The organism is Microbulbifer mixtoriginis (SeqCode), assembly GCF_052466715.1.
Genome location: NZ_CP174288.1, coordinates 3,392,667 through 3,411,818, shown reverse-complemented (window position 1 = coordinate 3,411,818; position 19,152 = coordinate 3,392,667). Strand labels below are relative to the sequence as shown.

At 45.3% G+C, this 19,152-nt stretch carries 17 protein-coding genes; 10 read left to right on the top strand and 7 right to left on the bottom strand.

Annotated elements, in window-relative coordinates; translation table 11 throughout:
- Nucleotides 1-40 precede the first annotated feature (40 nt).
- The 3 genes from ACJJH9_RS15105 to ACJJH9_RS15095 are packed head-to-tail and all read right to left on the bottom strand — an operon-like array spanning nucleotide 41 to nucleotide 3,114.
- Nucleotides 41-595: an HD domain-containing protein gene (locus ACJJH9_RS15105; protein ID WP_252083088.1), complete on the bottom strand. Its 555-nt coding sequence runs from the start codon at nucleotides 593-595 to the stop codon at nucleotides 41-43.
- A complete protein-coding gene (locus ACJJH9_RS15100) occupies nucleotides 585-1,769 on the bottom strand; it encodes a TIGR03364 family FAD-dependent oxidoreductase (protein ID WP_444923256.1) in 1,185 nt (394 codons plus the stop codon). The genes ACJJH9_RS15105 and ACJJH9_RS15100 overlap by 11 nt, the downstream gene beginning before the upstream one ends.
- Nucleotides 1,770-1,788: 19 nt before the next feature.
- On the bottom strand, nucleotides 1,789-3,114 hold the full coding sequence (locus ACJJH9_RS15095; protein ID WP_444923255.1) for a DUF5690 family protein: 1,326 nt from the start codon (nucleotides 3,112-3,114) through the stop codon (nucleotides 1,789-1,791).
- 273 nt (nucleotides 3,115-3,387) lie between these two features.
- Here ACJJH9_RS15095 and ACJJH9_RS15090 point away from each other — a divergent pair, with 273 nt between their 5' ends.
- Nucleotides 3,388-5,973 carry a TonB-dependent receptor gene (locus ACJJH9_RS15090; RefSeq protein ID WP_444923254.1) on the top strand — a complete coding sequence of 862 codons (2,586 nt, stop codon included), beginning with the start codon at nucleotides 3,388-3,390 and terminating at the stop codon, nucleotides 5,971-5,973.
- Between the two features lie 65 nt (nucleotides 5,974-6,038).
- Here ACJJH9_RS15090 and ACJJH9_RS15085 read toward each other — a convergent pair whose 3' ends face one another.
- On the bottom strand, nucleotides 6,039-7,727 hold the full coding sequence (locus tag ACJJH9_RS15085; protein WP_444923253.1) for an acyl-CoA dehydrogenase family protein: 1,689 nt from the start codon (nucleotides 7,725-7,727) through the stop codon (nucleotides 6,039-6,041).
- A gap of 666 nt (nucleotides 7,728-8,393) precedes the next feature.
- On the opposite strand from ACJJH9_RS15085, the gene ACJJH9_RS15080 reads away from it, so the two are divergent.
- The 6 genes from ACJJH9_RS15080 to ACJJH9_RS15055 all read left to right on the top strand — a co-directional run bounded on the left by ACJJH9_RS15080 (nucleotide 8,394) and on the right by ACJJH9_RS15055 (nucleotide 12,826).
- The gene (locus ACJJH9_RS15080; protein WP_444923252.1) at nucleotides 8,394-9,077 is read left to right on the top strand and encodes a LuxR C-terminal-related transcriptional regulator; all 684 of its coding nucleotides are present in this window, start codon (nucleotides 8,394-8,396) and stop codon (nucleotides 9,075-9,077) included.
- Nucleotides 9,074-9,487, top strand: coding sequence for a CsgE family curli-type amyloid fiber assembly protein (locus ACJJH9_RS15075; RefSeq protein ID WP_252083082.1), 414 nt, complete (start codon nucleotides 9,074-9,076; stop codon nucleotides 9,485-9,487). Before ACJJH9_RS15080 ends, ACJJH9_RS15075 begins: the two co-directional genes overlap by 4 nt.
- Complete coding sequence (locus ACJJH9_RS15070; RefSeq protein ID WP_444889577.1) at nucleotides 9,487-9,888, top strand: curli assembly protein CsgF; 402 nt, start codon at nucleotides 9,487-9,489, stop codon at nucleotides 9,886-9,888. Before ACJJH9_RS15075 ends, ACJJH9_RS15070 begins: the two co-directional genes overlap by 1 nt.
- A gap of 42 nt (nucleotides 9,889-9,930) precedes the next feature.
- Nucleotides 9,931-10,779 (top strand): CsgG/HfaB family protein, encoded by an 849-nt coding sequence (locus ACJJH9_RS15065; protein WP_252083080.1) that lies wholly within the window; start codon nucleotides 9,931-9,933, stop codon nucleotides 10,777-10,779.
- Nucleotides 10,780-11,100: 321 nt separating this feature from the next.
- A complete protein-coding gene (locus tag ACJJH9_RS15060; RefSeq protein ID WP_444923251.1) occupies nucleotides 11,101-11,580 on the top strand; it encodes a hypothetical protein in 480 nt (159 codons plus the stop codon).
- Between the two features lie 55 nt (nucleotides 11,581-11,635).
- Nucleotides 11,636-12,826 (top strand): hypothetical protein, encoded by a 1,191-nt coding sequence (locus ACJJH9_RS15055; RefSeq protein WP_444887022.1) that lies wholly within the window; start codon nucleotides 11,636-11,638, stop codon nucleotides 12,824-12,826.
- Between the two features lie 95 nt (nucleotides 12,827-12,921).
- On the opposite strand, the gene holA is transcribed toward ACJJH9_RS15055, so the two are convergent.
- From holA to leuS, 3 genes are all read right to left on the bottom strand, one after another.
- Nucleotides 12,922-13,926 carry a DNA polymerase III subunit delta gene (holA, locus tag ACJJH9_RS15050; protein ID WP_444883974.1) on the bottom strand — a complete coding sequence of 335 codons (1,005 nt, stop codon included), beginning with the start codon at nucleotides 13,924-13,926 and terminating at the stop codon, nucleotides 12,922-12,924.
- An 11-nt stretch (nucleotides 13,927-13,937) separates the two neighbouring features.
- On the bottom strand, nucleotides 13,938-14,462 hold the full coding sequence (locus tag ACJJH9_RS15045; protein ID WP_444887020.1) for an LPS-assembly lipoprotein LptE: 525 nt from the start codon (nucleotides 14,460-14,462) through the stop codon (nucleotides 13,938-13,940).
- A gap of 101 nt (nucleotides 14,463-14,563) precedes the next feature.
- Nucleotides 14,564-17,161, bottom strand: coding sequence for a leucine--tRNA ligase (gene leuS / locus ACJJH9_RS15040; RefSeq protein WP_252083075.1), 2,598 nt, complete (start codon nucleotides 17,159-17,161; stop codon nucleotides 14,564-14,566).
- A 162-nt stretch (nucleotides 17,162-17,323) separates the two neighbouring features.
- Here leuS and ACJJH9_RS15035 point away from each other — a divergent pair, with 162 nt between their 5' ends.
- The 3 genes from ACJJH9_RS15035 to ACJJH9_RS15025 all read left to right on the top strand — a co-directional run bounded on the left by ACJJH9_RS15035 (nucleotide 17,324) and on the right by ACJJH9_RS15025 (nucleotide 19,132).
- Nucleotides 17,324-17,773 (top strand): zinc ribbon-containing protein, encoded by a 450-nt coding sequence (locus ACJJH9_RS15035; RefSeq protein WP_252083074.1) that lies wholly within the window; start codon nucleotides 17,324-17,326, stop codon nucleotides 17,771-17,773.
- Nucleotides 17,770-18,555, top strand: coding sequence for a YdcF family protein (locus tag ACJJH9_RS15030; protein ID WP_444883976.1), 786 nt, complete (start codon nucleotides 17,770-17,772; stop codon nucleotides 18,553-18,555). Before ACJJH9_RS15035 ends, ACJJH9_RS15030 begins: the two co-directional genes overlap by 4 nt.
- Before the next feature lie 163 nt (nucleotides 18,556-18,718).
- Entirely contained in the window at nucleotides 18,719-19,132 is a 414-nt protein-coding gene (locus ACJJH9_RS15025) for a hypothetical protein (RefSeq protein WP_252083072.1), read from the top strand.
- The last annotated feature ends 20 nt before the right edge of the window (nucleotides 19,133-19,152 follow it).

Sequence of the window (19,152 nt, the reverse complement as noted above, 5' to 3'; positions counted from 1 at the left end):
CCTTTTTGGTAATTGATAAGGGAGTTGAGCGGTAAAATATCTATCGACTAAGTACCTTTGAGCAGATCTTTAGCCAGTGATCCAAAGGAGCTACGGCTAAACCAGGCACTTTTCCTGAATCATCCCACTCGCGCAGACGTAGAGCATCCTCGGCGAATGGGGTATTAAGAAAATTATCTTTTTCTTTATCTGTCATTCTTTTTCCTTGTTTTTTTAGGGTTTTGTGGCTTGCTGCGGATAGCCGTGTCTCATAAATGTTATCTGTACTCATTAAAAATCTTTTAGCTTGAACATGTAGGGCGATAGGCTTTGTGACTGTATTGGGAAAACCCCACCTTTCGAGTAAATCTGCACCTATTAGGTCATGTGCACTGTAGCCTTCAGTATCCGTCCCGGGTATTTTTTCCTTTATAGCGTGGAGATGGCCGATATCATGAAGAAACGCTGCAACAGTCATTTCACCGGAGATACCAGAGTGTTCCGCCAGGGTGGCACACTGGGTAGCATGCTGTAGCTGCGTGCATTTTTCTCCAAGTGTTAAATTCCCGTACTGCAAAAATAACTGTTTAATTTTATCTACAACATTAGCTCTCATCGATTAAGCACTCATCTAGAGGGATCTTGTCCAAAATACCCTTCACCACCCGTTCCATTAATGCTGGTCCGGTTGTCATACCTTTTCCTCCAATACCGGTTATTAAATGAATATTTTCTGTTGCGGATTTTAGGAATACGCCTTGGCTACTTTCCTGGCTGTAATAGCCATTCCAAATCCTGGCAACATTTAAATAGGGTAGATTAAGGATACGCTTGGCTTCGGCTAACATCAGTGAGTTGATTTCCTGACATATTTCATAGTCCAAACTGCCTGAGTCCTGGGCAGTGAAGTACTCATGAGAATCGCCAATGATGATGCTGCCATCGGCAGATTGTCGAAACAGAAGGTGGATACCAAATTTTCCATAGCTTGGATCAATATGAGGCTTCGGTAGATTTTTATAATTAGGACAACTTTTAAATGCTTCATAGCGGCGTATTGTCAGACCTGTAAGCAGGTTCCCTGGTATTTTGACTCCCTTGATTTTTTGGGTGCGCAACATCTGCAATTTACTAAGCTGTAGTTGTTCTGTTTGTAATAAGTGCGGAAATAAATGACTAAGTTGGTGGCCACAACAAATCATTACCTGTTCTGAAATAAAAGACTCACCTGTTGAGCAGCGAAGTTGGACCCCATTTTTGACTTCCTCTACGGCTATTACCGGAGATGCCTTCTTAAAATGTAAATTTTTCGTGTCTTCAAGTAGTTTCCAAAAATACTTCATTAGCAGGGAGCTTTCGGCACTCATTTCCTGTGGATAGTAGAGGCCACCATGGCAGTAACTCTGCTTTAGTAAATTAATTTGCTTGTGACACTGCGTCGAGGTAAGAAGCTTAGAAACGTAGTTAGTCTCACGATTAATCTCATGCATTTCCTCTAGTAGATTGGCCTCTTCTAAAGAAGAAGCCACATAGAGAGAGCCATTCTGCCAGAGTGCGTCCGGCATTATTGTCGCCAACTCGCCATAAAGTTCCAGCGATCGTCGCCCCAGATTTCGCCATAGTTTTAGATTCATACCAGATGGTACTACTTGGCCAAAATTGCGTACCGTGGCTCCGTGAGGCTTTGTACTGGCTTCAATTAACAGTACTTTTTTTCCAGATTTGAGTGCATGGTAAGCAGCAAAACTGCCTAATATCCCGGCACCGACAATGGTAATATCAAATTTCATAACTGCTCTATAGCATTTTTTACACTGGAGAAGTAATAAGCCTCAACCGTGAAGAAGAATTACGGTGCAAGCGGCGAAAGAAAAGAAGTGAGAGCAGCATTAACAAAATACATGCAAAACCAGTAGCATAGGAAAGTTGCTGAGTAAACTGTAACCAGTTTAGATTTGGTTGCGCGAAAGTCTTATAGAGCATGACACTAATGCTGCCGATATAACCCGCACTATCTGCCAGATAAATCACAAATCCTGCGTTACCTAGGCTCTTGGTGCAGGCGACCAGACGTTCAAATAATAAACAGTTAAATGGAACATAGCCTATATAGAGCCCGATATTGATCCCAATCATCCAGGCAGCCCCGGATACAATATCTAACTCAAATGCGAGAGTTGAAGTTATGCAGATTGCTCCCCCAGCCGCGACTAATAGCTGGTTTAGCTGCAATGCGCGATAGTTGTTACGTACAAAAATAAGTAGCGCCAGGGATGCTAAAACTATCAGTGCCACGGGTAGAGTGCTGGTAAGGAAGATCTGGGGTGCTTGACCATGACCCAAAGCTTGCCAAAGCTCTGCAGCGAAATTATCAGAGAAGTCACGAAATGCCGTTAGGAATACATAAGCGACGATTAAAGCCAACAGTCCCAGATTCGTTTCGTTGACGAAAGTCCAACGCATTTCATTCGTCATTGGTACTCTTTGTTTTCGTACACGGATGTCTGCTTGGTTGGGTTGGGGAATTCTACTGAGTGTAAATGTCGATAGAATCAGTGCAGGTAGAAATAATAAGCCCACGGTTGCAGGCATCCAGATTTCCGGCACTTTCCATTCCAGCATTAGATATGCGGCTACTGCTTTTACGGCTCCTGAAGAGACGATTAAGCTAACACATAAAATGGCGCCTAGTGCTTCAGTAAGACGACGCCCCTCTAAATAGCTGAATACTAGTCCCCACACCATTCCAAGTGGGAGGCCATTAAAAAAAAGCATGACAACATTATAAGGAGCGGGAATCAATGCGAATGCTATCAAGGCCAGATGACTGAAAAGAATTAGAATTACCAGTATTCTTCCCCGCTGCAATGGCCGTAACTCTGAGACAACCTTAATCCCGATAATTTTTGAAAACGCATAACCCAGTACTTGGGAAATTATAAGTGCGGTTTTAAAGTCTAGAGTGAAATCCCAGCCGGAAATGTTGGCGTAAGATGCTGCTGCAAAGGGCTTGCGGAAAGCATACATACAAAAATAAGTGAAGAATGCAGCAACTCCGGAAAAGAGTAGCAAGAAAAGCTCACTGTTGAAATCTTCACTGGAATCAGATTCCTGTTTTTTACCGGTTTTTTCCATTTTTATCGATAGCTGCCATTTGGTCTAGACCAGATTTTAGGTGCTTATGATTGCGTTTTTGTGACAGTCTTTTTTTAAGTTCAATAACCATTCCAGATGGTAAAAATTTTTCATTTATATATTCGCAGGGAATATTCACACACCTGTTATACAAACGTCATGGCGGCAATTTAGGATTCTGGTCTAGTCCAGATTTATGTTGATGATCGAGCAAATTAATTTGTGTCGATAAAAATTTGCCAATCATTTTTTGATTGATACAGGGGAAGTAAAATGATTTATGTCAAATTATTGCCTGCAACGATTGCTCTGCTGGTGGGGCAAGTAAATTACGCTCATGCACAAGAAAGTAGTAAGCAGAATGTCCAGGATGATAGAGAAATAGAAGAGATTGTTGTGCTTGGACGAATGTTTGAGACAGAGTTACGTTCCCTGGAGTTACAGAGGGAATCCAACCGGATTGTTAATGTGGTATCGGCAGATGGTATAGGTAAGTTACCGGATCGTAACGCCGCAGAGGCAGTTCAAAGAGTCGCAGGCGTATCTATCGAGCGTGACCAGGGGGAAGGACGGTTTGTGGCTGTGCGTGGCCTCCCGTCCCAATGGAGTTCTTCTAGCCTTAATGGTCATCGTTTGCCATCTGCAGAAGAGGAAACTACCAGCAGGGCTACGGCGTTTGATTTCTTTCCATCGGAGCTGATTGAACGTATTGAGGTCTCTAAGGCTGTTACCGCGGATCAGGAAGGTGACTCTATTGGCGGCAATGTTAATTTTGTGACTCGTACAGCCCCTGAAGAACGCACTTTGGATATATCCCTATCTGGTGGCTATGCGGATAAAGCCGACGGTGATATTAAATCCATGAGCATTCTTTATGGGGATAGAAGTGAAGGTGGTAAATGGGGATTTTTGGCCAATGTAACTGGTTGGAGCAGGGATTGGGCAACAGATAACTACGAGCCCCGCCGTAAAGGGGAGGGAATATATCGATTGGAACTGCGGGATTATACCGGAACCAGAGATACCCTGGGGTTAAACCTTGCTACTGAATACCGATTGGAAGAAGGAGGTAAGATTTTTGCTCGTGGTTTGTATGGGACATTAGAAGATGAGGAGACACATTACAAGCACAGGTTGCGGTTCGATAAAGATAGAATGGAACTTCAGCATATCCACAATACTTTGATAACACGTATGCAAGGTGTTGAAGTTGGTGGAGAGCACTTTTTTGGTGATGATAAGCAGCTGAATTGGAATTTAGCCAGCTATGATAATGAATTCCGCTATGGGAATACACCCAATAAAGATGATCGCTCTTATTTTGTAATGCGTTTTGATCAAACGGAAGTAGGTTATGTTGGTCTGGATGATGATGGGCTGGCTTACAACCAAATCGATGGTGGTACTGACCCAGCAGAAAATATACCCACTCACCTCCCGGATGGTTTTGTAATGGACCCAAGCCAGTCCAGCCTATCTTGGGTTGAACTATATAAAGTGTATGTCAACGAAAAGGATAAAGTGGTAGCCACTTTTGACTTTTCTTCCCAGTTTTCCAGTGAGCTGGAGTTAAAGTTCGGTATGAAATATCGGGACAAGGAACGGGTGTCTGAATTCTCCGATGCATTTTACAGTTGGGATGAGGAAAACTATGGGCCTGCCCCAACTCTCTGTGGCTTTACCTTGTCTGATCAGCCTGGCAGAAATGATTTCCTATCAGAGTTGGATATCAACTATGACTCCCAATTCTCTCAGGTTGCTTCAATGTCTCAATTGGAGAATTTTTGGAACCAAAACCGGGATAAATTCATTTTGATTCCCGAAGAATCAGCTCTAGTTGAAAATGGAGGGGCTCTTGGGCGAAATTTTGAGCTAACAGAGAGGCACCTATCGGCTTATGGTATGGGTAATTATGAGCTTTCAGATAGAGCCATTCTTGTAATGGGTTTACGACTCACTCAGACCCAAACGAAGGTGGAAAGCCAGGTATTTGTTAACGATGAAGCTAATAACGGCTATTTGGTGCCGTTTAATGGTGATAAAGAGTATTTATCCATTCTACCATCGGCACATCTAAAATATGCGCTCACAGAGGATAGCAATATCAGGCTCGCGCTGACCAGAACCTTTGCCAGGCCGGACTTTGGTGACCTGAATCCGGGAGGGTACTATGCCGAGCACGATAATGAGTTTATAGGAGGTAATCCAGATCTTGATCCTACTTACTCTTGGAATCTGGATTTGATGTATGAGTACTACTTTGATGACTCGGGGATTTTATCTGCTGGTTTATTTTATAAAGATATTACAGATCCAATTTTTAAAGATGTAAAAGAAGGTGAATACAATGGGGTGTCAGGAGTCGATATTTATAGTCCGGAAAATGGTGAATATGCGTGGTTGGGGGGATTGGAATTTAATCTGGTGCGAAAAATGGATTTCCTTCCCGGATTTCTTTCAAATATTGGGTTATCGACAAATTTAACTATGATGGATTCAGAAATGCGTATTCCGGGCCGTGATGGTGTAGTGCCGATTTCCCGTCAGGCTGATTTATTACATAATCTCTCTATCTATTATGATGACGGTGCTTTCTCCATTCGCTTAGCTCAAAACCATAAGGGAGAGTATATTGAAGAGCATGGTGGCAATAAAAATGAAGACCAGTACTACGGTGCTTACACAAGCCTGGATATGAGTGCAAATTATACGATTGGGGACAATTTAGTTATTTTTGCTGAGGCCTTAAACCTTACGAATGAACCTTTAACTTATTATATTGGTGATAAAGATAGGCCAAAGCAAGTTGAGTATTATGGGGTTCGTGGTCAACTGGGTTTTCGCTATAGTTTTTTTTAGCTAATCTTTTATCTTGCACAGGAGAAACATCTCGGTTGTCGTCGAGTTGCTTCTCCCAAAAGCAGTTAAACACCAATTGTAAGCGGGTCGCCGCGTCTGAGTAATGTTTCAATGTCAACACCCTTTGGTAGACTGCCAGTGCTATGAGCTCCTCTAGTTTCCAGTCTTGATCGAATAAATGCATCACTAATCGATTCGTTGCCTGACTGTAAAAGTAGATGAACCTGCATTGCAATCGCCATTTGATCAATAATACTGCGTGCCCTGTATTCAAATTGATCCAAATCAGCAAGCTCTTTTTTTAGTGAATCTATAGCGTTATCGAAGCGGATATCCATACCAATGCTTGTTGCCATCTCATCCAGCCAGTGATTTACGACATTGGGTGTTTTTGTGATGGCACGCAGCACATCAAGAGCCTGGATATTACCGGAACCCTCCCATATGGCATTAATTGGAGCATCGCGGTAGAGTCGTGCAGTGATAAAACTTTCAATAACACCATTTCCACCTAGGCATTCCATCGCCTCATAGGCATGATGCGGGCTGCGCTTACAAATCCAATACTTACCCACAGCTGCTCCCAGTCTTAGGAGCATTTGTTCGTGTTCTTGATCTTCATGATCCATAGCTCGGGCCATGCGCATGGTCAAGGCCACTGACCCTTCAACTTCTAATTGCAGGTCTGCCAGGACATTTTGCATTAGGGCTTGATCAATTAGCTTTTTTCCAAAGGCTTCTCTATGGGATGCATGGTATATCGCTTGCAATACGGCTTGGCGTTGGCCCCCAGAGGAACCGACCATACAATCAAAACGAGTTATCGCGACCATCTTGATAATTGCATTGACTCCCCGACCTTCTTCACCCAAGAGCCACCCTAAGGCACCTCGCATTTCCACTTCGGAAGAGGCATTGGATACATTGCCAGATTTCACTTTGAGCCTTTGGATTTCTAATGGGTTTTTACTTCCATCCGGACGCCATCGGGGAACCAAAAAACAAGAAAGCCCGCCCGGTGCCTGAGCCAGGATTAGAAAACCGTCACACATAGGAGCAGACATAAACCATTTATGCCCAAGTAGCTCATAAGTTCCGTCATCCATGGGGATTGCACAGGTTGTGTTGGCACGTACATCTGACCCACCTTGTTTCTCTGTCATACCCATACCGATAGTCAGAGAGTGTTTTTCATAGTAGGGGCGATTACTGCCATCGTAGCCCCGGCTAAGAATTTTAGGGATCCACTCCTTGGCGATTGATGGGTTTAATTTTATCGAAGGAAGAGAGGCAAAAGTCATCGTGATTGGGCACCCATGACCCGCCTCAAGTTGACAATGCAGATAGTTCTTTGCCGCTCGAGCAACATTGGCACCGCTACAAGGATGACTCCAGGGGGAGCTGTGTAGTCCTTCTGATAAGGCAAGCTGCATAAGTTGATGGTAAGAAGGATGATAGCGAACTAAGTCTATACGGTTTCCGATTCGGTCATGACTTTCAAATATGGGTTTAAACTCATTGGCAGCATAACCCCGTTCAATCATTTCTGGTCTTCCACAAACCTCGCCATAGCGTTGTAGATCATTTTCGGACCAATGTCCGCCATTAAGGTGTACCGAATCGAGTAGAGCCTGATCGCCGGCATACAGGTTGTGCCCTGAGAGAGGGGAAGTCTGATTCTTTACCGTATGAGTGGTTGCATGGGCAGGGGGGTGAAGGTGATCGCTCATGATCATGGCCTCAATGGTTAACATAGTTATATGTTCTTTGATTCATCTACTTGTACCAAAACACCAAACAGGTACCAAGAGACATGGTGATAGCGTACCAATACAAAATCATAAAGTAGTCCCACCCTGATTACTATTTGCGCACTCATTAAATCTATTACGCACTATAAAAATATTTAATAAGTATAATTTATAGGGTTTCTTTGGCTAGGTTATCCAAAATAATATTACTTTCAGGAAAGAGAGTGTATTTATTATTTTAGTGTGATTGATTAGCTGAATTTTAATTTTTGTTGCTACTTGGCTTTTTGTGTCGTTTATTGGTTTTTAATTTTTCTAGGTATGCTTTTTTCATGCTAATATTTAAAATAAATCCATTAATTTTGTGGGTTAGTGCAAATTTATTACTGTTTTTTAAGCGCTTTACTTTTTTTAAGTTTAGACAAAAGGATGTTGCTGGTTGGTTACTTAGTAATCGTCTTTAATACCTTTGTATGAAAAAATGACATTTGTGATAATCGCTGGCACACTTAAGATTGAATTTTTGTTATCTGTATCACTTACTGTTGCAGTGTGTTGGTTGATCGAATAGATTTAGCTCTCAATATCGAGAATGTGGATAGAAAATAATAAAAAAGTAAGAAGTCATTAGATAAAATCTTAAAGAGATTGCATATTGGGGGAACCCAGATGAATTTGCATAAGGAATATGCACGCCTCAAAGTTGTTTCGCAGGATCATGTTTGTAAGGGTCCCGCTGTTACCTTCTTAACTTCATCAGTCAACTTGCAAAGTTCAATTTTTGCAGGTCATATTGAAGAGGAGTTTAAAACCAGATGCTTCATTGTTCAGAGAGTCCCATCTTTTTCACTTGATGGAGTTAAGGCTGATTATCTATTGCTCGACTGTGTTGGGCTTTTTAAAGCGGATCTTGATCAGTTATTACGTGATATCCATGCTTCTACTAACTCGCCTGGCATTATTCTCTTAAATGTTGACGACCCTAATGAGTTTGACTTTGTCTTACACTGGGAGAAGGTCCTAGGGTTGATGCCGGCAAAATGTGAGCCCGGGGTTATTATGGAGCGATTAGGTAAGATATTCCTGGGGGAATATTGGTTCCCTAGAGATGTCCTGCATAACTTTTTAAGGCAGCATAGACGTCCTAAAAGATGGATGGATTCTAGCGCAAACCTTACACAAAGAGAAAGACAGATATTGGAGCTTATTTGTGAGTGTAGAACCAATGCAGATATTGCGGAGGTACTATGTGTCAGTGAGCATACCGTTAAAAGTCACCTATACAAGGTTTATAAAAAGATTGGTTGCAAAAACAGATTGGAGGCAAGTAGTTGGGCGAGTCAAAATCTGTGAAATTAAAAATTCTATTTTTTTCTATTTGGTTTATTTCTAGTACAGTTATTTCCCAGGAGTCAGAGTTTGCTCAGAGCGAAGAGTCAATCCTTACCGGTTTGGTGATTGATAACACAGTAAGCGGCATAGGGCATGAGTTCGCACGCTCTTTATCGTTGTATATTACATCCAACTTGACTGACTTTGATTATAACCTGACTGTGTATGAAAGGCCTTCTGCGCGGTGGGGTAGTGTTGTGTGGGTAAATTATGAGAATAAGCAGGTGTTCAGGACTGTTATTTACCCAGGCAGAAGACGTTTTGGGCAGATAGTTGAGCAAGCTGTTGCTCAAATCAATAATAATGTACGACAGCAAAGGCTGCAGCAGTTATTTTCACAAAACTTGGACTTGGCCGGGGAGGAATTATAGTGAAGTTCTATGTTTTATTGGTTTTATCTTTCTTTTCTGTCTCTGCCTATTCGACAGAGCTAATTTACACTCCAGTAAATCCATCCTTCGGAGGTAATCCATTAAATGGTAATTATTTGTTAAATAATGCCAGCGCTCAAAATAGTAAAAAAGATCCTAAAGCTGGTAAGTCACCATACTCTGATTCATCTTCACTTGACAGGTTTACGGATACACTAGAATCCAGATTGTTGTCTCAGTTGCTCACAGATGTTGGAGATGGAAATGATGGTACTCTCGTAACCGATGACTTTATCGTTAACATACTTGATGTAGATGGTACCCTAACTATAACTATTACAGATGCTGTCACAGGAGAGCTTTCTGAGATCGTAGTCGTAGGCCTAAATCCTGGTAACTGATTTAATTGGTCAACAGATTGTTTGTTCTTTAGGGTGGTGGTGATGGTGGTTAGAATAATAGTTATATTTTTGGTTTTTATTTTAAGTGGTTGTAGTTTCTTTCAAAATGCAGGAGAGGCGTTGTTTGGCCCAGGGCATCAAAAAGCCACTTTGACGGATCGAATGAGTACTTATGCAGATCTTTTGAATTTGCCCTTACCGAGGGGGAAGATCGTAGTAGCGGTTTATGGATTTAGTGATCAAACTGGCCAGTACAGGCCAGCACCGTCTAGCTCTTTTTCTACTGCAGTAACACAAGGCGCTGCCTCTATGCTCGTACAAGTACTCAACGAGTCAGGTTGGTTTGTTACTCTTGAGCGTGAAGGGCTACAAAACCTGCTTACTGAAAGAAAAATCATACGAGCAGCAATCAAAGAGCAAGAAACTCCCCAACCCTTTGAGCTCCCCTCCCTGATGTCAGCAAATATAATGTTGGAGGGAGGTATAGTCGCTTATGATACCAATATCAAAACCGGCGGAGCCGGTGCGCGTTATTTTGGTATTGGACTTTCTGAGCAATATCGAGTAGACGAAGTAACCGTGAATTTGCGTGCGGTCGATGTTAGAACTGGAAGAGTTTTAAATAGCGTTTTAACCAGTAAGAAAATTCTATCAAGGCAGGTTCAGGGAGACGTTTATACATTTGTTGAGTATAAACGTTTGTTAGAGATTGAGGCTGGAATGACGACCAATGATCCGGCTCAACTTTGTGTGCTTTCTGCGATTGAATCTGCAGTTATTCACCTTATTGCCAATGGTGTGACGAATAATATTTGGGCAATGCAGGATGTCAATGAATTCCCTGCATCTGTACTGAGTGAATATGCGGATGCAACTGTGAAAATTCTTTAGAATAATTTTTTTATTAAATATTCTGGCTAATTTCTTTGTCTTGCAATGGTTGCTAGCTGCTCACATTTTTGTGTGGGCGGTTTTTCTTGTTGAATCTTTGTGTAAGTTTGTGTAATTTAGTAAATCTACTTGTCGATATCTTACATCTTCGTATTAAATCAACTTTCTAGAAAGGCTTTCATACAAAAGTCTTAAATATTTATTGTTTTCCCGCCCCAAAAAATATTCTTTTTTCTGATTTATTGTTTTCGCTTAAATTCCTATAGTGGTCCTCGATGAGCGGAATGGCTCTCTCTTTAATTAACCTTTAGGAGAATTTTGGTGGGCGTTATCAAAGTGAGCCTATGTGGTTTATTTTTACTCCTTACCTGTATTAACTATGTCTGGGCTGGTGACTTAGATGATCATGATGAGCTGTTTTCTGGTCAGGGAAAGCTGGATCTCATGTTGCAACGGGATGAGTCTATTACTGGTCAGTTAGCTGAGGTCGTTCAGACAGGGGAATACAATTTTGCAGAAGTTTCTCAGTTTGGGCAGTTCAACCAAGTTTTTTTGGTTCAGGATGGCTATTCGAATGAAGCAGCAATTCAGCAGGCTGGGGAATATAACTATGCGGCAATTTCTCAGTCTGGAGCTTATAACCAAGCTACCGCTATACAAAATGGTTTAGATAATATTGCTCTAATAAATCAAGTGGGCAATGGAAACTCAGCCAACATCATCCAAAACGGAGATGGGCTCTTTGGATTTGTCGCGCAGTTCGGTGACAACCATGCGGTGCAGGTCGTTCAGCACGATTAAAGCACTGCTTTCTTTTTGTTTGTATTTGTTTACTTAGTCTGATGGAGAAACATAAATGAAAAAGCTTTCACTTGCTGCTGCGATTGCAATGCTTGTTGGTGCTGGTCACGCAATGGCCGATGCTAATTATGGTGATCAACTGCAGGTTGGAAATGACAACGCTGCTGATATCTATCAAATGGGCGAGTCCACCAATAATGCGGCTTATCAGTGGCAGGAAGGTAATGACAACCGTGCTTACGCAAGTCAATCCACCGCCGATGCTAACTATATCGACCAGACTCAGGTAGGTAACCGTAACTACTCTGAAACCACGCAATTCGATCAAAATAGCTCCCAAGCCTATTCCTATCAGCAGGGAGAGGGTAACTGGGGAGTTGTTCATCAGTGGGGCGGTAATGGCAATGCAGCTTATGCTACTCAAATGGGTAGTGAAAATACTATGCATCTAGATCAGTACCGCTCAGATGGTGGTGAGGCTAATTACAATACCCTTGATGCGGTTCAGGAGGGTAATGACAATATGGCTGCACTGCAGCAGGACGGAGATAATAACCTGTTTGTCAGCACTCAGTCTGGTGATGGAAACAGCGTTTGGAGCAGCACCTGGATGAGCTCTGATGAAGGCTTCGTAGGAGGCCAAGTTGGTGAAGGTAACGTCGGTTTTGTTTATCAAGGCGGTGTTGAAAATACTTCTAACTTGGTGCAGTCAGGTGACTTCAACTATCTGAATATGTCCCAGGATGGGGCCAATAACTTCAATACTATTGCTCAGAATGGCACTGGTAACTCTAGTGTTACTGGTCAGTATGGTGATGCCAACACCATGACCGTTACGCAGAATGACCTCAACAATATTGGCGATATGTACCAATACGGCAATGATAATGCTGCAATTCTGCAACAAACGGGTGATCATAACGAAGCTGAATTCTCTCAGTTTGGGGATCTCAATACAGCTAATATTGATCAGCTGGGAAGTGCCAACTTCACTTATGGCCATAGCGAAGGTATGGCCAACACAGTTGATGTTGACCAGAGCGGTGAGCTGAACTTGGCTGAGATCCATCAGGACATGGGTGAGTTTAACCTGATGGTTGTATCTCAGGATGGCTTTGAGCACGGTGCTCACCTGGGACAGTCTGGTAGCGAGAACACTACCTATGTAACTCAGGCTGGCAATTTCAATATGGCCAGTGTGCACCAGGTCGGCAACAGCAATATGGCTACAGTTTCTCAAAACTAATACGCCTATAATGACTATTGTCTAAACCCTCCTCGTTTCGGGGAGGGTTTTTTATTAGCGGCGTTTAAAAGAATCCGATTGCTTGGGCTAACTTTCTAAACGCTTTTCTGTCCACTCAAATTAAGCGTGAGTTCCATAAGGCCATTCCATGGGGACTGGTGAGTGTTGCCACCTTTGATCGCCGAATCCACGGCTCTGGCTTTTAAAAGAAGAGCCTCCAGTATATTTGGCGTTAGACGGTTTAAGGCATTTTGTACAAGTGGTTGGCGTTTTTGGATGCGAACTAAACGTGCTAGTTGCTGGCCCTGATTGAGTTTCTCCATTAGTTCCAGTAATGAGCGCATCTCTCTTGTTAGGGCCCAGAGCACCACAGGTGGCTCAATACCTTCCGAGCGTAAGCCTTGTAGCGTTTTGATCGCTTTCTCGGCTTCTCCTGCCAAAGCTCTGTCAATTAAATCGAAAACACTGTATCGCGCAGAGCTGGTTACACTTTGCTCTAACAGTTCGACCGTTATTGTCCCGTCACTATTTAAAAGTTTGAGCTTTTCGATTTCTTGGCTTGCTGCGAGCAGATTACCCTCTACTCTTTCGGCGAGAATACGTATAGCTTCTTTCTCAGCAGATAACCCTGCGGCATTGATCCTTTGGTTGATCCAGTGTGGCATTTCCTGGGCGCTAACAGGCCAAATTTGTACGAGAGCACCATGCTGCTCAAGTGTTTTAACCCATTTGCTATTGAGTTGTGATTTGTCCAGCTTGGGCAAAACCAGCAGTAGTATCAAATCCTGACTGGCGAGAGCGGCAAATTCCTGTAAGGCTTTACTGCCTTTATCCCCTGGTTTTCCACTGGGAGCGCGTACCTCGATAAGCTTCCTCTCTGCAAAAAGAGACATATTTCCGGCTGAGGCAAGTAATAAACCCCAGTCGAAATTATGCTCTGCATGTAGAAGTTCCCGCTCAGCGAAACCATTCTGCCTCGCTGCCGCACGTATTTGGTCGCAAGATTCCTGAACCAGGAGTGGTTCATCGCCTGAGATAATATAAACCGGCGCAAGCCCTTTCCGTAGTTGCTGGGGAAGCTGTTGGGGATTAATACGCATGACAGAACTACCTAGTAGCTCTTATCTTGTAAGGGGGCATTGACATCGATACGGCGCAAACGGTTGATCATTCGGCTAATCAACTCGCGGCGCATTTCCGCGCGTAAGAGGCGTTCCTCTTCTCCCTTGCTGACTATTTCTGAGACGTTCCACTCCAATGATCTATAGACATCGGCCTGAGCTTTATTTAGCAGTACTTCGCCACTGTGTGTACGCACGCTATAAATCGCGCTGGTAATCAACTCGTACTCAGAAGCCCGCCCTTCAGAATCCACGGCGACAGTTAATTTTCGTTCTATTTCTTTATGAATGGTGAGTAGGTAGTCCGCTTCAATAGGGGATGGAGCAACAGGGACCCCGCCGTTTTCCAGAAGACGGCTAATTTCATCGGCAATATCACTACGAGGGTTTTCACTCGATATGTAAATAGTACTGCCTGGAGGAAAGTTTTTTGGCGCTCCCCGCAGGTGCCAACCGCAACTGGCGGTGGCCACAAGGGTAACTAGCAGGACGATACGACGTGCAAATGTTTTCATAAACTACCTGGCTTTAGTGCCAGCAAATAAAGGGTTTGCAGAATATGGGCCGGGAGCATAATGCTCCCGGCTATTGGTTGGATATAACTGCGCAGTAATTTTTACTTCGCGACAATATTTACCAGTTTGCCTGGCACAACGATGACTTTGCGTACGGTGGCATCGCCAATAAATTTCTGGACGTTTTCGTCGGCTAGGGCGAGTTTTTCCAAGCCCTCTTTGTCCGCATCAGCAGGCGCATCCAGCTTTGCACGTACTTTGCCATTGACTTGAACGACCAAAGTAATTGAGGTACGCACCAGAGCCTTTTCATCTACTACTGGCCAGGGAGCATCAATTAAGGTGTTGTTATTGCCCAGGATTTGCCACAGTTGGTGGCAAATATGCGGAGTTACCGGAGCCAGTAGTAAGACAGCTGCCTGTAGAGCCTCTCTCTCCACTGCCAGCCCCTGCTCATTACTGCGATCCGCCAGTTTACCAACCTCATTGAGAAGCTCCATCACTGCGGCAATAGCCGTGTTGAAAGTTTGACGGCGTCCGTAGTCGTCGCCAACCTTCTGAATCGTCTCGTGGGTTTTACGGCGTAATTGTTGTTGCTGATCGCTCAAAGACTGTTGGTCAATCTGAGCGCTGCTAGTGCTTACAGCAACATGTGCGTGTACAGTTTTCCAGAGCTTTCGCAGGAAGCGGCTGGCTCCCTCCACGCCGGCATCGTGCCACTCCAAAGTTTGCTCGGGCGGAGCTGCAAACATTGTGAACAGGCGTACAGTATCGGCACCGTATTCTTTAACAGCAGCATGGGGATCGATGCCATTGTTTTTTGACTTGGACATCTTCACAACGCCACCGGCAATTACTTCTTCACCTGTTGCGCGCTCAACTGCCTTGATGGGTTTTCCTTTCTCATCCCGCTCGACATCAACATCGGCGGGGTTGATCCAGGTTTTATGGCCGTTTTCTTCCTTGTAGAAGGATTCAGCCAACACCATGCCCTGGCACAAAAGCTGCTTGAAGGGTTCATCGCTGTTGACCAAGCCCTCATCCCGCATCAATTTGTGGAAAAAGCGCGCGTAGAGAAGGTGCAGGATGGCGTGCTCAATACCACCTACATATTGGTCGACAGGTAGCCAGTAGTTGGCGCGATCGGGGTCGAGCATGCCCTCTTCGAAGTCTGGGCAGGTATAGCGAGCGTAGTACCAGCTGGACTCCATAAAAGTGTCAAAAGTGTCGGTCTCACGCTCGACCGGCGTACCATTGAGTTCGTCTTTGCGCCACTCGGGATCGGCTTTAATGGGGGACTGAACACCGTCCAGCTCCACATCTTCCGGCAGTAAAATAGGGAGTTTCTCGGCGGGCACCGGGATTTCTCCACCATCTGCGAGGTTGAACATGGGGATAGGGGCACCCCAGTAGCGCTGGCGGGATACACCCCAATCGCGCAGGCGATAATTGGTGGTCACACGGCCTTTGTCTGCTGCTATTAAAACTTCGGAAATCGCGGTAAAGGCACCATCAAAATCCAGACCATCAAAATTGCCGGAGTTCACCAGTTTGCCTTTTTCGGTGAAGGCTTCTTTGTTGAGATCGATTTCCTGGCCATCGGCGGGCGCTATGACTTGAGTCAAAGGCAACTGATACTTGTGTGCGAACTCCCAGTCGCGTTGATCGTGGGCGGGTACTGCCATCACCGCGCCAGAGCCATAATCCATCAGAACATAGTTGGCTACCCAGACAGAGACTTCCTCCCCGCTGATGGGATGAATGGCCTTGAGACCTGTGTCCATGCCTCTCTTGTCCATTGTGGCCATATCGGCTTCAGATAGAGATTGCTTTTTGCACTCAGAGATAAATGTTTTCAGTTCGGGGTTAGTCTCTGCTAACTCCAGAGCGATTGGGTGTTCAGCGGCGAGGGATACATAGGTGACGCCCATCAGGGTGTCTGGGCGGGTGGTGTAAACATCGAAGTGATCCATACCAGCCACAGTGGTGGGCAGGCTAAAGCTCAGTTCCACACCTCGGCTCTTGCCGATCCAGTTGCGCTGCATGGTGCGCACCTGCTCGGGCCACTCCGGTAGCTTATCCAGGTCCTTGAGCAGCTCTTCTGCGTAGTCAGTGATCTTGATAAACCACTGGGCCAGCTCGCGCCTCTCCACGGTAGTGCCGCAGCGCCAACAGGCACCATCTTCAACCTGCTCGTTGGCGAGCACGGTCTGGTCATTGGGGCACCAGTTCACCGCGGAGTTTTTCTTGTAGACCAGACCCTTTTCATAGAGACGGGTGAAGAACCATTGCTCCCAGCGATAATAGGATGGCTGGCAGGTGGCTAGCTCGCGGGACCAGTCGAAGCCAAATCCGAGAGCTTTCAATTGTCCCTTCATATAATCAATATTGGCGTAGGTCCATTTTGCTGGCGCGGTTTTATTCTGGATCGCAGCATTTTCTGCCGGTAAGCCGAAGGCATCCCAGCCCATGGGGTGCAGGACATTCTTACCCTGCATACGCTGATAGCGGGAAATAACATCGGTAATGGTGTAATTGCGCACATGGCCCATGTGCAGCTTGCCGCTGGGGTAGGGGAACATGGATAGGCAGTAGAACTTTTCCCTGCCGGTATCTTCCTTTACCTCAAAGCTTTTCTCTGCCTCCCAGAATTCCTGGGCGGAAGCTTCGACTGCGGAGGGGTTGTACTGCTCTTCCATCGATTGGGGACCTATACTCTGTGATCAAATTTTGCGGGGAAACTTTTCAGTGTTTTAGTGGAAGCAGCTCTGGATCGACAAGCAAAAGGATTGATTGCGATCAAGGACGGCCCCCAGAGCATCTTTTAGGATGCGTAAACGCGAGATTATAGGAGGGATACCGTGACGAAGGAACCGAAGTTACCGCCGAAGGACGATCTGGCCGATGAGTTTCGTGAAGACCTGGAGGATTTGATTGAGGGAGAGCTGGCAGTTGAGGACCTGACCGCAAATAAGGTCGCTTTTCTTCGCGCCTGGTTAAAAGATGATCTGCATCGAGCCGGGGATTATATGCGCGGTCTGGGAGGGGAGCTGATTACTCTGGAAGAGCGCGGGGGGGACTGGTTGCTGAACGCGGCGGACCCGACAGAAACGGCTTGGCCCAATCTTATGCGTTGTATCCGTGAAGGCAAACCTTGGGCCCTTGCGGGTGAGATAGTGGGGGCCGACGAGGAACTGCAATGTCTGGGGTGTGGTTATCTCGCTCAGCCGCCGGAGAATAGTCAAATTACACCCTGTCACCGCTGTGGCTATGGTTGCTTCAGGCAAATAGAAGGCGGCCTTGAGTATTGATTGAGCTGTATAAAATAGCGGTCAATTTGTTGATGCCACCACTGGCGCCAATGCTGGGGCTGCTGGCGGCATTCTTGATACGCTTTTTTCCTGAAGGCTCTTTGCTGGAGAAATTGTCCCTGCCATTGGCGATCCTCTCATTTTGTCTGCTCTGGCTTAGTGCTACGCCGGCTTTTTCAAGCTGGATCGGTAAGCGCTTGGGCGTTGTAGCAGATTTACCTGATACAGAGGCAGCTCCAAGGGCTGTGGTGATCCTCGGAGGCGGTGTTTACCGGGATAATCAGCAAGGCTATGAGTACCTATCTGCGTCCAGTTTGGAGAGGGTGATCTGGGCAGCAAAGCATGTCCCAAGGGATATGCCAATTCTGGTGTCCGGCGGTCGTGTTTCACCGGATGAGCATGTCTCTGAGGCAGAGTTGATGGCGAAAATGTTGGATGAGATGTCCCGCCCAGTGAGTTGGCGCGAAGCTTGCAGTCGAACTACCGCAGAGAACGCGGTAAATAGCGCGGAGATATTGCGCAATTCAGGTGTGGGAACTATTGTGCTCGCCACTCACTGGTGGCACATGCCCAGGGCTGCGGCAGTTTTTACCCGCGCAGGCCTAAAGGTACAGCCTTTATCAGTGGGCAGTGCTTCTGAGTTAGAGTCAAGGGAAAAGGGTGGGGTCTTAAATTGGGTTCCCAGTGCTGAGGCGTTGCTGCGGACTCAGGCCTATTGGCGGGAACTATTGGCACAAGCCTGGTATCAATATCGACCACTGCCACAGGCCAAAAAGTGCTGAGGAACTTTTGTGATGCAGTGCTCTCAGATACTTATCAGGCATGAGGGAATAGGCGTCGGCGAGGGATTGCATCTGTTTTTTGAAAGCTGGTTGTACTAGGTAAATGGACGACTGGCGCCACAGATCTCACCCGCTAATTACTACTTACATTGGAGTAGCGACTGTGGATAACAACCATAACAATAAACGAGATAACCTTATGATGAAGGGCATCCCGGTTTCCTTCACTCCCATCCAATTGCACAACCGACTCAACCGGGCTGTTTGGATCGGCTTCAAGCGTGTGGACCAGGATGGCCGAATTCTATTTTTCCTATGTGGCGGTGCTGAGAGCGGGGCCCATTTGAATAAAAATTTCGAGACATTTGCGGGGCAAATTGTCCGTGAGTTCGGTTTAGATCCTGCAGAAGTGGAATTCATCGAGCTGCGGGTAAATGCAGAGGAGTCCCAGTGGTATCGCTGGCACGCGCACTGGGTTGGCTCAGCCCCTATGGGTAGTCACGGGGATTTAGTCACCAGTGAATCCAGTCGGCGTTATTTAATGCAGGCCCTGGAGAGTAGCGTGGTCGCTGCTTAAGCAGCATAGCCTGATCCAGC

Bases quoted from the DNA above. Each gene is read 5' to 3' on its own strand.
- ACJJH9_RS15105 (WP_252083088.1), bottom strand. From the start codon at position 595: ATGAGAGCTAATGTTGTAGATAAAATTAAACAGTTATTTTTGCAGTAC.
- ACJJH9_RS15100 (WP_444923256.1), bottom strand. From the start codon at position 1,769: ATGAAATTTGATATTACCATTGTCGGTGCCGGGATATTAGGCAGTTTT.
- ACJJH9_RS15095 (WP_444923255.1), bottom strand. From the start codon at position 3,114: ATGGAAAAAACCGGTAAAAAACAGGAATCTGATTCCAGTGAAGATTTC.
- ACJJH9_RS15090 (WP_444923254.1), top strand. From the start codon at position 3,388: ATGATTTATGTCAAATTATTGCCTGCAACGATTGCTCTGCTGGTGGGG.
- ACJJH9_RS15085 (WP_444923253.1), bottom strand. From the start codon at position 7,727: ATGTTAACCATTGAGGCCATGATCATGAGCGATCACCTTCACCCCCCT.
- ACJJH9_RS15080 (WP_444923252.1), top strand. From the start codon at position 8,394: ATGAATTTGCATAAGGAATATGCACGCCTCAAAGTTGTTTCGCAGGAT.
- ACJJH9_RS15065 (WP_252083080.1), top strand. From the start codon at position 9,931: ATGGTGGTTAGAATAATAGTTATATTTTTGGTTTTTATTTTAAGTGGT.
- ACJJH9_RS15055 (WP_444887022.1), top strand. From the start codon at position 11,636: ATGAAAAAGCTTTCACTTGCTGCTGCGATTGCAATGCTTGTTGGTGCT.
- holA (WP_444883974.1), bottom strand. From the start codon at position 13,926: ATGCGTATTAATCCCCAACAGCTTCCCCAGCAACTACGGAAAGGGCTT.
- ACJJH9_RS15045 (WP_444887020.1), bottom strand. From the start codon at position 14,462: ATGAAAACATTTGCACGTCGTATCGTCCTGCTAGTTACCCTTGTGGCC.
- leuS (WP_252083075.1), bottom strand. From the start codon at position 17,161: ATGGAAGAGCAGTACAACCCCTCCGCAGTCGAAGCTTCCGCCCAGGAA.